Annotated in this window: 9 protein-coding genes; 3 read left to right on the forward strand and 6 right to left on the reverse strand. The window is 75.1% G+C overall.

The genetic code is table 11. The features are described 5' to 3' along the window. Window positions 1-60 precede the first annotated feature (60 nt). The 3 genes from HDA31_RS23055 to HDA31_RS23065 all read left to right on the forward strand — a co-directional run bounded on the left by HDA31_RS23055 (window position 61) and on the right by HDA31_RS23065 (window position 2202). On the forward strand, window positions 61-399 hold the full coding sequence (locus HDA31_RS23055; protein ID WP_178063613.1) for a hypothetical protein: 339 nt from the start codon (window positions 61-63) through the stop codon (window positions 397-399). Between the two features lie 152 nt (window positions 400-551). Continuing rightward, window positions 552-1466: a DNA-processing protein DprA gene (locus HDA31_RS23060; RefSeq protein ID WP_178063612.1), complete on the forward strand. Its 915-nt coding sequence runs from the start codon at window positions 552-554 to the stop codon at window positions 1464-1466. 178 nt (window positions 1467-1644) lie between these two features. Next, window positions 1645-2202 carry a hypothetical protein gene (locus tag HDA31_RS23065; protein WP_311774371.1) on the forward strand — a complete coding sequence of 186 codons (558 nt, stop codon included), beginning with the start codon at window positions 1645-1647 and terminating at the stop codon, window positions 2200-2202. 6 nt (window positions 2203-2208) lie between these two features. Here HDA31_RS23065 and HDA31_RS23070 read toward each other — a convergent pair whose 3' ends face one another. The 6 genes from HDA31_RS23070 to HDA31_RS23095 all read right to left on the reverse strand — a co-directional run bounded on the left by HDA31_RS23070 (window position 2209) and on the right by HDA31_RS23095 (window position 12873). Further along, window positions 2209-3150 (reverse strand): lytic polysaccharide monooxygenase auxiliary activity family 9 protein, encoded by a 942-nt coding sequence (locus HDA31_RS23070; protein WP_178063610.1) that lies wholly within the window; start codon window positions 3148-3150, stop codon window positions 2209-2211. Between the two features lie 64 nt (window positions 3151-3214). Then, a complete protein-coding gene (locus tag HDA31_RS23075; protein ID WP_178063609.1) occupies window positions 3215-4909 on the reverse strand; it encodes a condensation domain-containing protein in 1695 nt (564 codons plus the stop codon). Further along, complete coding sequence (locus HDA31_RS23080) at window positions 4906-6129, reverse strand: MFS transporter (RefSeq protein WP_178063608.1); 1224 nt, start codon at window positions 6127-6129, stop codon at window positions 4906-4908. The genes HDA31_RS23075 and HDA31_RS23080 overlap by 4 nt, the downstream gene beginning before the upstream one ends. Continuing rightward, window positions 6130-7332 (reverse strand): cytochrome P450, encoded by a 1203-nt coding sequence (locus tag HDA31_RS23085; RefSeq protein WP_178063607.1) that lies wholly within the window; start codon window positions 7330-7332, stop codon window positions 6130-6132. Beyond that, the gene (locus HDA31_RS23090; RefSeq protein ID WP_178063606.1) at window positions 7313-11053 is read right to left on the reverse strand and encodes a non-ribosomal peptide synthetase; all 3741 of its coding nucleotides are present in this window, start codon (window positions 11051-11053) and stop codon (window positions 7313-7315) included. The genes HDA31_RS23085 and HDA31_RS23090 overlap by 20 nt, the downstream gene beginning before the upstream one ends. After that, on the reverse strand, window positions 11050-12873 hold the full coding sequence (locus HDA31_RS23095; RefSeq protein ID WP_178063605.1) for a carbamoyltransferase family protein: 1824 nt from the start codon (window positions 12871-12873) through the stop codon (window positions 11050-11052). The genes HDA31_RS23090 and HDA31_RS23095 overlap by 4 nt, the downstream gene beginning before the upstream one ends. Window position 12874: the final 1 nt, after the last annotated feature.

A 12874-nucleotide genomic window follows, 5' to 3' on the forward strand; every position in this document is an offset into this window, starting at 1 on the left:
GAAGAATCTAGTGCAACCTCACCTACGATCACTGAGCATGGATGAGCAAGAGGAGGCTGCATGCTGAACGAGGCCAGGTGGTTTGCTCCGGAGCCGGAGGTGCGGCACGCGTTCTCGCTCTGCCGGGTGCGCGAAGCGGGCACGCCCGACGAGTGGTACGACCTGCTCGGAGTCGTCCGGGTGCCCGTCGACCTGCACGCGCCGGACAAGCTGCGCGCCGGGCTGCCGCCCTGGGCCCTGGCCACCCTGGCGGCCGGCGAGTACGGCTTCGGCCGCTACCACGCCGGATACTCCACGCTGGACGAGGACGGCGAGCCGGACAAGTCCCTCGCCAGCGAGGACATCAACTGGTCCGGCAGCGGCGTCCTGGTCCCCGCCGAGCAGCGGTCCAACTCATGACCCACGCCAACGTGGCGTGCGGCAGCCCGGCCTTGACCCTCAGCACTGCTCGAACATATGTTCGGTCGATGATCTCCGTCGGGAATTCTCACCAGCGACAACGGTCGGGAGGGCCGAGCCAGGAGGGCAGGCCAGGGCCTACGATCGTCCGCATGGACACGGCGATGGTCGAGCGGGCTGCACTGGTCGCCCTACTTCGCCGCCCCCGGGTGAACTGGTCGGAGACGGCCCTGGACATCCAGGAGAACGGGAGCGCCAGAGCCGTCCTCGACCGCACGGTCGGCCACTCCGACACCCTCTTTCCGGACGCGGATTCGACCGCCGACCTGATCGACGCCGCCGCCGCCGAAATCGCCGGCTGGCAGGCGGACGGGATTGGCGTCCACGCCTTCTTCGACGCCGCCTACCCGGCCCAACTGCTCGGCATCCGGGAGATGCCACCGCTCCTGTTCAGTCGAGGTGACCTGCGCCTCCATGACCGGGCGGTGGCCGTTGTCGGCAGCCGCAGGGCAAGCGCGGACGGGCTACGGATCGCCCGTGCCGTCGCCACCACCCTCGCCGGGCGCGGGGTGACCGTGGTCAGTGGGCTCGCCAGCGGCATCGACACGGCCGCTCACTCCGCCGCGCTGGAGGCAGGGGGGCGCACCGTCGCCGTCATCGGCACCGGCATCCGTCGGTACTACCCGCCAGACAATCGGCGCCTACAGGACCACATCGCCGACGTCGGGCTGCTGATCTCCCAGTTCTGGCCCGATGCCCCGCCCAGCCGGCAGAGCTTTCCCATGCGCAATGCCGTGATGAGCGGCTACGCGGTCGCGACTGTCGTCGTCGAGGCGGGCGAGACCAGTGGAGCACGGATCCAGGCCCGGCTCGCCCTCCAGCACGGCCGCCCCGTCGTCCTGACCAGTCAGGTCATGCGGTGCGACTGGGCCAGGGCGTTTGCCGAGAATCCCGGCGTCTACGTCGTCCACGGCACCACGCAGCTGCTGGAAGCCATCGACGACATCCTCAGCTATCAGCCCACCGAAGCCGGTCTGGAGAACTTCCCTGACTTCGCCCTCCGCTGACCAGCGCTGGAGCACCATTCACCGGTACGTCGAAGTCCAGCGCGGCTACCTGCGCAATCCACTGCCGGCGTACCCCTGGATCTGTCCCACCTGCCGTGGGGTGCGAGGCGAGGGTTACCCGCTCTGCTTCCGCTGCCAGTCCCACCTGAGCCGCTCGGCCGGCATCCTCGCGGACCTCGTGCTACCGATCTCCTACTCGCCACGCACCTGGCAACACCATCACAACCTCAGGACGTACAAGGGAACGGCCCGTTCCGAGCAGGCTCGACGAAGCCTGCTCGCCGTCCTGCTGCTCTTCCTGCGCGACCATCTTGGCTGTGTGGCGGCCCGCACCGGCGCACCGCCAACTCATGTGATCACCGTCCCCAGCACCCGCCGCCCGGGCGTGCACCCGCTCACCGACCTCGTCGGCAGCCGGCTCCACCTGCCCTGGATCGAGAGCACGGTCAACCCGAGCTACGGGCCGGACGACCACGACTTCCACGCCGACTGGTTCACCGCGGCCATTCCCCCGTCCTCCTCGCCGATACACGCACTGATCCTTGAGGACACCTGGACGACCGGTGCGCGCGTGCAGTCGTTGGCCTACGCCCTGAAGGTGACGGGTGCCGCCAGCGTCGCCGCAATCGTTCTCGGCCGACACGTCGATCCGACCTACGCGCCGGCAAGGCGGCTGATGGATGCCATCGCCAAGCCGGTCTTCGACCCCACCCGATGCGCAACGGAGACCGGGTGAGGCGGCTCACCAGACGCGGCGGCGGCCGGCGCGGTGGTTGCGTACCCCGCAGGGGCGGCCGGGTGGCGGGGCGGCGGGCCGGCGCAGGCGTACGACCAGGGCGGCCAGCAGCACGACCAGCGTGACCGCCGCACCGGCCGCGACCGGCCACCCGCCCGGGCCGAGCCGGCTCACCGACGCGACCGGCACCCCGGGCGCGCCCCCGACGGTCTCGCCCAGCGTGCCCGCGTCGGCGGCCAGCACCTCGGGCGCGTCGGCCGGCCCCGACTCCCCCGCGGCGGCGGTGGTCGCCGGCTTCTCCGCCGCCGGGCCGCCGCGAGGGGCCGCAGCTTCGCGGTAGCTGACGTCGGAGCAGGAGTAGTAGGTGTCCTGGGTGTCGGAGTTCTGCCAGATCGTGTAGATGAGGTGCCGCCCGCTGCGGCCCGCGGGCAGCCGGCCCGTCATCTGGTACGACCCGTCGCGGATCGGCGGGTCGGTCGCCGTGAGGAACGGCTCCGTCTCCAGGTCGACCCAGGTCAGCCGCCGCTTCGGGTCGTAGTCGTTGACGGTCGAGTAGAGCCGGAACGTGCCCCGGTGCGGGATCGTCGTGCGGTAGCGGAAGGTGAACTTCGCGCCCGCCGCCAGCTCGGTCGCCGGCCAGTCGGAGCGCGCCAGGTCCAGCCCCCGGTAGGCGGACAGCCCGCCGCTGCACAGCTCCCCGTCGGGGATGCGCTGCCGGTCCCGCCCGTCGATGCGGGCCACCCGGATGTTGTCCCACTCGCGGACCGCCGCGCCCGCCGACACGGCCGCCCGGCAGGCGGGGGTCGCGGCGTGGGGGCCGCCGGGCCGGCACGCGGCGGCGCGGCTCAGCGGGTCGGTGGGGGCCCCGTGGGCGTACGCCGGGGGCGCGGCGAGCGCCACGGTCGCGGCGGCGACCGCGGCGGCGGCGAACATGCGGCGTACGGCCATGGTGTCGACCTCCCGCACAGTGGTACGGACGCGGGGCGGCAAAGGTTCGACGGGCGGCCCGGTCTTACCTGCCCGTGCCCGCCGCGCGGAACGGCTGGGCCTGCCAGGCGGCCGGGTCCTCGGGCCGGCGGGGCGGGTGGGCGCAGAGGACGTACGAGTCGGGGGCGGTCGCGCCGTGCCGGCCGCCGAGCGTCGCCATGATCGCCCGGTGCACGTCGCGCGGGTCGACGCGCGGGTCGGCCGGGGCGGCGTACCCGACGAGCGAACGGGTGCCGACGGGCCCGTCCCGCAGCACGACCCTGGCGGTCGGGTCGCCGGTCGCCTCCCGGAGCACCCGCTCGCTGAGGGCGAGGTCGATCCAGGCGGAGTCGATCTCCACCCAGGTGTCACCGCGCTCGACCCGGTCGAGCCCGACGAGGTCGCCGAACCGGTCGTAGTCGATGTCCCCCTCGGCGGCGGTCAGCAGGATCCGCTCCATCGACCACAGCAGCTCCGCCGCCTCGTCGGTGGTGACGTGCCGTACGTCGTGGGTGAGGCCGACCACGACGGTGGGCCGGGTACGCAGGATGACGAGCTGCACCGGGCCGGTGGTCTGCGTCGCCAGGCCGCTCTCCACCTCGGTGCCCCGCACCGGCGCCCCGGCCCGCCCGTCGAAGACGCCGCCCCGGGTGGTGCTCATGTCGTTGATCACGAGGTCCCGGTGCCGTTGGCAGCCCCGCTGGGAGCCGATGGACTGGACCAGCTCCTCCACGGCGGTCGCGTCGAAGTAGGCGTACTGGTAGGCGTTGAAGATGTTGAGGTGCGTCTGCCGCAGCGTCTCGTGGAACGAGGGGGCCGGCGCGAACGGGACCAGCGCGCTCTGCGCGATGCTGCCGACGAAGCTCTGCATGCGGGGCAGCGCCCGGTTGCTGTAGAGGGCCTCCAGCATCGCCCGGTCGGTGTCGGTCCACCAGCACAGCAGCGTCGCCGTGGTGGCCACGAGGACGCTGGCCGGGGTGACCCGGGCCCGCCTGGCGATCTCGGCGAGCGCGGCGGCGAGGGGGGTGGAGCGCAGCGTCGCGAGCCGGTGCTCCGGCTCCCCCTGCCGGCGGGCCGGGGTGGAGACGAGACAGGGCGGCATGGTCTCCAGCTGCCTGCGCCAGTAGTCGAGCGTCCTCGTCATCCGCCGCCGGGCCTCGGGGGTCCGCTCGTGCTCGGCCTGGTCGGCAGGCTGCCAGGCCGGCGGGGCCGCCGCAGCGTCGGCGGGCGACGCGACCAGACCGACGAGCTCGTCCAGCACGATGTTCGCCCCCACCAGGTCCGCGGCCGTGTGGGAGAACTCGAAGACGGCCCGCACGGGCACCCCGGCGTCGGTGGCGACCGCCATCCGGACGGGGAAGTCGACGCCGTGGTCGAACGGGCGGGGCGGATCGGTGATCCAGGTGCGCCCGCGCGCCTGCGGCCCGAGTTCGAGCAGCGTCACCTCGACCGCGCCGGACCGGCACACCACCTGGGCCCGCTCGACGCCCGGGCCGACCTCGTAGACCGTCCGCAGCCCCTCGTGGCGGGACACCAGCGCGCCGACGGCTGCGAGCACGTCGTCGACGGTGTGGCCGGCGGGCAGGTCGGCGTGGACGACGAACACCGCGCCGGTGCCCTCGTGCGGCATCCAGTCGAAGACGTTGCTCTGCCCGTGGGGCATCGGCCAGCGGCCCGCGCGGTGCCCCACGAAGGGCACCCGCACCGTCCGATGGGCGGTCGAGGTCTCGACGGCGGTCACGGCGCGACCTCCAGCTCGGTCTGGTCGGCCCGGGCGTCGGCGGGCCCGGGCGTCGGCTTCGGGCGGGTCAGCAGCCGCAGCCCGGACAGCAGGATCACCAGCGACAGGACGGCCAGCAGGACGCGGTAGTCCACGACGCCGATGAGGACGGCGGCCACCCCGATGCACGCCGTCTGCGGGACCGTCACCAGCATGCCCGCCGTGGTGAAGACCCGGCCCAGCAGCCGCGAGGGGGTGTGCCGCTGGAGCAGGGTGTTCCAGCCGATCGAGAACCAGGTGACCGCGAGCCCGATCCCGATCGCCCCGCCCAGCACGACGGGGGTCGCGCCGACGGCCAGGGCGGCGCAGCCGAGCCCCAGGCCGACCAGCGCCCCGCCGATGGCCCGGGCCTCGCCGACGCGGCGCAGCAGCCACGCGCCGGTGAAGCCGGCGGCGATCGAGCCGATGCCCTGGACGCTGACGATCACCCCGAAGAACGCGGCCGGCCGGTGCAGCCCGTCCTCGACCACCACGAAGATGATCGGCTCCAGGAATCCCACCGACCCGAACGCGACGGCGCTGACCAGGGTGACCTGGGACAGCAGCGGGACCGACCGGATGTGCCGCAGGCCGGCGAGCAGCTCCGTGCCGAACCGTTCGCCGGTGGGTTCCGGCGGCGACTCGGCGACGCGTACGGACGCGAGCGCGGTGATGGCGGCGAGGAAGGTCAACGCGTCGATGAGCGCCAGCAGGTGACCGCCGAACGCGGCGTAGATGCCGGAGCCGACCAGCGGCGCGAGGATGCGGGTGAACCCGAACAGCGTGCCGAACGCCGCGTTGGCCGACGGCAGGTCACGGTCGGGCAGCAGGTCCTTGAGCAGGGCGTTGCGCCCCGCCGTGAGCACCGTGGCGACACAGCCGTGCACGATGGCGACGGCGTAGATGATCCAGGTGTCCTCGGCGCTGCGCACCCCGAGCAGCGCCAGCACCACCAGCCCGGCGATGCCGTTGGTGACCATCAGCAGCGTCTTGCGGCGTACCCGGTCGATCTGCCGCCCGGCCAGCGGGGCGAACAGCACCGGCAGGCCCATGGCCAGGAAGACCACGCCGGCCGCCGAGTTGCTGCCGGTGAGGTCCTTGACCCAGATGCCGAGGGCCAGCAGCAGCGCGGTGTCCCCGAAGCCCGACAGGGCATCGCCGATGTACAGCCGCCGAAACCGGCCGTCCCTGAACGCGGTCACTCAACTCAGCGCCTCTCGGTGGTTGGCGGGACGGCCGACGGGTTCCAGCCGCACCTGAAGGTGGCGATAGCCGTGCACCAGGTTGGAGCGCAGCGGCACGGGCTCCCCGAGCACGGCCACGGCCCCCGCGAACTCGGCCAGGGCGAGCAGCAGCGCCCGCAGTTCGAGCCGGGCCAGTGCCGCGCCGAGGCAGTGGTGCGGGCCGTACCCGAAGCCCAGGTGGTTGGCGGTGCGGCCGGGGCGGAACTCGTCGGGGGCGACGAAGTGGCGGGGGTCGCGGTTGGCCGCCGGCAGCCACGCGACGACCGCCTCGCCGGTCGACACCCGCTGGCCGGGCAGGTCGACGTCGGCGGTGGCGACCCGCAGCACGTGCATCGCGGGCGACGTCCACCGGATGACCTCCTCGACGACCGGCCCGACGAGGCCGGGGTCGGCCCGCAGGCCGGCGAGGGTCCCCGGCGACGTGGCGAGCGCGTGGAAGCAGCCGGCGATCGCGTGGCGGGTGGTCTCGTTGCCGCCGACGAGGACGTTGTCGCAGTTGAGGAGCACCTCGCGCAGGTCGAAGCGGCTGTCGGCGGCCAGCGCGCTGATCAGGTCGTCGCCCGGGCTGCGCCGCCGGTCGGCCACCAGGTCGGCGAGGTAGAGGATCATCTCCGAGTGGGCCGCCTCCGGCGACATCCGGTCGAAGGTGTCGTCCGCGCCGCCGAAGGCGTGATTGGTCAGTTCGATGAGCATGTCGCGGTCGTCGGCCGGCACGCCGAGGATCCGGCAGACGACGCTCGCCGGGATCACCGGCCCGAGCGAGGCGGCGACGTCCACGCCGCCGGCCGAGACGGCCTCGGCGACGAGCCGGCGCACCTCCTGCCGGACGACGTCGTCGAGGGACTCGGCCATCGCCCGGGACAGGAACGGCATGATCACGCTGCGCAGCCGGCCGTGCTGGGGTCCGTCGGCGACCACGAGCATCCCGCCGCCCGCCTTGTCGGGGTGGTCACGGTCGAAGCCGATCATCATCCCGTACTCGGAGGTGAACGGCGCCTTCGGCGCGAGGATCGCGCGGCACGCGGCCAGCGAGAACACCGACCAGAAGCCGCCCGGCGACGTGCCGGCCTCGCTCCACAGCACGGCGTCGGCGGCGGCGTGGCCGCGCCAGCGGTCGAACCGGCCCGGGTCGAGGTAGAGGTCAGGGTCGCCCAGGTCCATCGCCGTGCCCCCTCCGCTCGGTCCCGGCCGGGCCGGTGCTCTCCCCGACCGGGTCGGTCGCCTCGCAGGCCAGGTCGGTCGCCTCGCGGGCCGGGTCGGCGGCCTCCCCCACCAGGTCGGTGATCTCGCGGGCCAGGTCGGCGAAGGCGGGCCGGCGGAACACGGTGACGATCCGCAGGTCCACGCCGAACCGCCGGTGCACCGCGCCGACCAGGTGCAGGGCCTTGATGGAGGTGCCGCCCAGCGCGAAGAAGTGGCTGTCGGCGGCGACGTCGGCGACCCCCAGCAGGTCCCGCCAGATGTCGGCGAGCCCGGCGGCGACCGAATCGTCGGCGGTGGCCGGTGCGCCGGGTCTGGGCGAACCGTCCGCCGGGACGGCCAGCGTGTCCGGATCCGGGGCCGGGGCACCCGCCGGAATCGGGGCCGGGGCAGCGGCGCGGGCCAGCTCCGCCAGCAGCGCCGGCCGGTCCACCTTGCCGTTGTTGGTCGTCGGCAGCCGCCGCACCCGGTGGCACCGCGCCGGCACCATGTACGCCGGCAGGTTGGCCCGCAGGTACTCCCGCACCTCGCCGGGGTCGGCGGGGCCGGTCAGCACGGCGACCAGCTCCACGGCGTCGGCGTCGGCGACCGCCAGCACGGCGCACTCGCCCACCCCGGGGCAGTCGCCGAGGACCCGTTCCACCTCGCCGAGCTCCACCCGGAACCCGCTGACCTTGACCTGGTCGTCGCGGCGGCCCAGGAACACGACGCCGCCGTCGGGCAGCAGCCGCACCAGGTCGCCGGTGCGGTAGAGCCGCGCACCGGGCTCGACGGCGAACGGGTCGGCGACGAACGCGGCGCCGGTGCGCCCCGGGTCGCCCACGTAGCCGTCGGCCAGCCCCTGACCCCCGACGTACAGCTCGCCGGTGCCGCCGGGCGCGACGGGGGCCAGCCGGTCGTCGAGCACCCGCAGGTACGTGCCGTCGATGGCCCCGCCGATCGGCAGGACCCCCCGGTCCAGGTCGGCGGCGGTCACCTCGTGGGCGGCGGAGAAGGTGGTGTTCTCCGTCGGCCCGTACGCGTTGACGAGGTGCTGCGGCGCGCCGGCGGCCAGCATCCGCCGGACCGGCTCCAGCGCGTACTGGTCGCCGCCGATGAGCAGCACCCGCAGCCCGGCGAACGCGTCGGGCACGTGCGCGACGATGGCGTTGAGCAGGGCGTTCGTGGTGAACATGACGCTCACACCGGTGTCGGCGAGGAACCGCCCCATCCGGTGCGGCGACAGGGCCACCTCGCGCGGCACCACCGCCAGCGTCGCGCCCGCGCACAGCGCGCCCCAGACCTCCAGGGTGGCCGCGTCGAAGGCGGTGTTCGACAGGTGCGCGACGACGTCCTCCGGGTGCAGGCTCAGGAAGTTGGACCGCGGCACCAGCCGCAGGATCGCCTCGTGCGGGACCACCACCCCCTTTGGCGTCCCGGTGGAGCCGGAGGTGTACATGACGTACGCGGGATGCCGGACGGTCACCGGCACCGGCACCGGCACCGGCGGCGGCGCGGGCCGGTCGGCGGCCCCGGCCAGCGCACCGGCCAGGTCGACGGTCTCCACCCCGGCCGGCACGTGCCCCCGCGCGCCCGGCTGGCACAGGGCGAGCCGCACGCCGCTGTCGCGCAGGATCGTCCGGCTGCGGGCGCTCGGCTGGGCCACGTCGACGGGCACGTACGCCGCCCCGGCGCGCAGCACGGCCAGGAACGCGGTGACCGCGTCCGCGCCCCGCTCGGCGGCCACCGCGACCCGGTCCCCCGGCCGTACGCCCGCCTCGACCAGGTGCCCGGCGAGCCCGGCGGCGGCGGCGTCCAGCTCGCCGTAGCGCAGGCTCGTCCCGCCGTGCCGGACGGCGACCGCGTCCGGGTACGCCCGCGCCCGGTGCGCCACCAGCTCGTGCACCGGCCGCTCGGCGGGCTGGCGGCGGTACCCGCCGGGGGCCCGGCCGGCGGCCCGGTACGGGGTCGGCGCGACCGACACCGCCGGCGCGACCGACGCGGCCGGCGCGACCGACGCGGCCGGCGCGACCGACGCGGCCGGCGCGGCCGGGGCGACCGGCACCGCCGAGGGGGCCGGGACCGGCGCAGGGGCCGAAGCGACCGGGGCCGGCGCGACCCGGACCGCCGAGGGGGCCGGCGGCTGCGCGGCGGGCAGCGTCGCCGCGACGGGGGCGTCCGGGGCCGCGCTGAGCCGGGCGAGGTCGGCCAGCAGCCGGCCGTGCAGCTCCTCGGCCCGGCCCCGGGTGAACAGGTCGGCGGCGGCCTCCAGCGCCGACGTCGCCGACGCCGCGCCGGTGGTGACCGTCCACAGCAGCTCGTACTTGGCGGTGCCGGTCGACAGGACGTCGCGGGCGGCGGTGGCCCCGGCCGGGGCCCAGTGCCAGGCGCGGTCGTCGACGTGCGAGATGCTGACCTGGGTCAGCGGGTGCCCGGCCGGGCCCGCCGCGGCGGTCGCGTCGGCCACCAGCTCCTGCAACGGCGTCCACTGGTAGGCCAGCGCCGCGCTGACCTGCCCGCGCACCTGCGCGACGAGCTGCCGGAAGGTGGTGTCGGGCCCGATGCGCACCCGGACCGGCAGGACGTTGACGAACATGCCGACGGTGTCCTCGTCGTCGGCGGTCCGCCCGCCCAGCGGCGCGCCGACCACGACCTCCGGCGCATGCGCCGCGCCGGCGGGCGCGGCGACCCGGGCGAGGAACGCCGCGTACGCGGCGAGCAGCACCATGAACTCCGACGCCGCGCAGGCCGCCGCCAGTTCGGTGAGGCGGGCCACCAGCGCGGCGTCGACCGGGGCGGTCACCACCTCACCGGCCGGGCCCACCACGTCGGGGCGCGGCCGGTCGGCCGGCAGCGCCGTCCGGCCGCCCAGCCCGGCGAGCTGCCCCCGCCAGTAGGCGCGCGCCGCCGCCGCGTCGGGGCGGCCGGCCAGGCCCCGGCGGCGCAGCGGCGGCAGGTCCCGGGCCAGGCCGACGCGTTCGCCGTACGACTGCTGGAGCTGGCGGTCGAGCAGGTCCAGCGAGTGCTGGTCGGCGATCAGGTGGTGCAGGGTGAGCAGCAGGACCGCGCGGTCGCCGGGCTCGGTGACGAGGCAGGCCCGGGCCAGGGGCGGCACGTCGGTGGGCACCGGCCGGCGGGCCTCCTCCGCGACGTGCCGGCGGGCCTCGGCGGCGGCCCGCGCGGGCTCCTCCCCCGACAGGTCCACGACCGTCCACGGCAGGGCGGCGGCCGACCGGACCAGCCGCCGGCCGTCCGCCGTGAAGCAGGTGCGCAGCGCCTCGTGCCGGTCCACCAGGTCCTGCAACGCGGCGCGCAGCGCCTCGGCGTCGAGCTCGCCGGCGAACCGGTAGCGCACCGGGACGCAGTACAGCGGCGAGCCGGGGTGCAGCCGGTCGAGGAACAGCAGCCGCTCCTCGGTGGGCGACATCGGGGTCTCGCGCGCCGCCGGCGCGTGCCGGGCCAGGTGCGCGGCCACGTCGACGGGCCGCCGGCAGGTGAACAGCAGGTCCAGGTCGACGGCGATGCCGGTGCGCCGGCGCAGTTCGAGGGCCACCTCGACGGCCTGGAGGGACTGCCCGCCGAGGTCGAAGAAGTCGGCGTCCGGGTCGATCCGGTCCCGCCGTAGCACCTGGCCGAGGGTGGCGTGCACGATCTCGGCGTACGGCGCGGCGTCGGCCGTCGCCGGCTCGTTGTCGATGCTCACGCGGTCCTCCCCGCGTCGGCACCGACGCCGCGACCCGGCTCGGCGCCCGCCCCGGCGCCCGTGCCGGTGCGCCGGACGAGGTGGTCGCCGAGGACCAGCGCGTCCAGGGTGGACCGGGCGAACGTGGCGACCGCCTCGGCGGGGGTGCGGACGATCGGCTGCCCCCGCAGGTTGAACGACGTGTTGACCAGCACCGGCAGCCCCGTGCGGCGGCCCATCTCGCGCAGCAGCGCCCAGAACAGCGGCGCGGACCCGCGCTGCACCACCTGCACCCGGGCGGACCCGTCGACGTGGGTGACGGCGGGCAGCCGGTCCCGGTAGGGCTCCCGCACGCCGGTGACCATCAGCATGTGCCGGAACGCCGCCGCCGTCCCCGGCGGGATGTCGAAGTAGGTGGCGGCGTCCTCCACGGGCACCGCCGGGGCGAACGGGCGGAACTCCTCGCGCTGCTTGACCACCGTGTTGAGGTGGGCGCGCATCGTCGGCGAGCGCGGGTCGGCGAGGATGCTGCGGTTGCCCAGGGCGCGCGGGCCGAACTCCATCCGGCCCTGGCACAGCGCCACCGTGGCACCGCCCTCGATCAGCGCGACGGTCTCGCGGACCAGGTCCTCCCCGGCGTGCCGCGCGACGGTGAAGCCGGGGCCGAGGTCGCGCAGCGCCGCCGCGACGTCGGCGTCGGCGAGGTCGTCCCCCCAGTACGGCATGTCCATGCCGGCCGGCGCCGCCGGCCGCGCCTCGCGCAGCGCGGCCAGGGCCGCGCCCAGGGCGGTGCCGTCGTCACCGGCGGCCGGCTGCACGAACACCTCGTCGAAGAGGCCGCTGCGCAGGATCACCCCGTTGGCGGAGCAGTTGAGCGCGACGCCGCCGGCCAGGCAGAGCCGGCGCAGCCCGGTGCGGCGGCGGTACTCGGTGAGCACGTGCAGCAGCGTCCGTTCCAGCGCGTCCTGGAGGGCGGCGGCCACGTCCATGTGGTGCTGCGCCAGCTCGGAGTCGGGCTCGCGGGCCGGGCCGAGCTTCTCCTCCAGCCGGCGCAGCACGCCCTGGTGCGTCTCGCGTTCCAGCGGGGACTTGTTGGCCGACAGCAGCGGCACGGCGAACCCGCCGTCGGGGTCGAGCCGGACGAACTCGTCGAGCGGCCCCCGGTAGCGCTGCCGGTCCCCGTACGGGGCGAGCCCCATCACCTTGTATTCGTCCATGCCGGGCTGGAAGCCCAGGTAGTGCGTGAAGACGCTGTAGAGGATGCCCAGCGAACTCATGATCGGATAGCTGCCGCACTGGTCGAGCGCCGCGCCCCGGCCCTCGAACACGGTCAGCGACTCCTGCTCGCCCATGCCGTCGGCCACGACCACCAGCGCCTCGTCGAAGCCGCTGAGGTAGTAGCTGCTGGCGGCGTGGGCCACGTGGTGCCGCACGTGGACGAAGCGGGGCTCGGCGACGGCGGGCGGGTAGTGGGCGCGGAAGGTCTCCCGCTGGACGCGCTGGGCGTACACCTCCTCGTACCACCGGGTCGCGAGGTGGTCGAGCTGCCAGACGGGGGACGGCTCGTAGCGGAAGCCGTGTGCGACGACCTCGACGTCGCGCATCGTCGCCCCGGCCGCCCGCAGGCAGGCGTCGATCGCGTCGTGGGGGAAGCGGCCGGTGCCCTTGTCGCCGTCGTAGCGTTCCTGCGCGGCGGCGGCGATCACCCCGGTCTCGTCGACCAGGGCCGCCGCGGAGTCCAGGCCCTGGACGATCCGTTGTTCCCGCCGCCAGCCGTCGCCGAGTATCGCGCGCTTGAGCGCCGTGCCGCGGTCGAGGCCGCTGAATCCCAGCGTCAGCATT

Source organism: Micromonospora carbonacea (genome assembly GCF_014205165.1).
Taxonomy (GTDB): Bacteria; Actinomycetota; Actinomycetes; order Mycobacteriales; family Micromonosporaceae; genus Micromonospora; species Micromonospora carbonacea.

Bases quoted from the DNA above. Each gene is read 5' to 3' on its own strand.
- HDA31_RS23055 (WP_178063613.1), top strand. From the start codon at position 61: ATGCTGAACGAGGCCAGGTGGTTTGCTCCGGAGCCGGAGGTGCGGCAC.
- HDA31_RS23060 (WP_178063612.1), top strand. From the start codon at position 552: ATGGACACGGCGATGGTCGAGCGGGCTGCACTGGTCGCCCTACTTCGC.
- HDA31_RS23070 (WP_178063610.1), bottom strand. From the start codon at position 3,150: ATGGCCGTACGCCGCATGTTCGCCGCCGCCGCGGTCGCCGCCGCGACC.
- HDA31_RS23085 (WP_178063607.1), bottom strand. From the start codon at position 7,332: ATGGACCTGGGCGACCCTGACCTCTACCTCGACCCGGGCCGGTTCGAC.
- HDA31_RS23095 (WP_178063605.1), bottom strand. From the start codon at position 12,873: ATGCTGACGCTGGGATTCAGCGGCCTCGACCGCGGCACGGCGCTCAAG.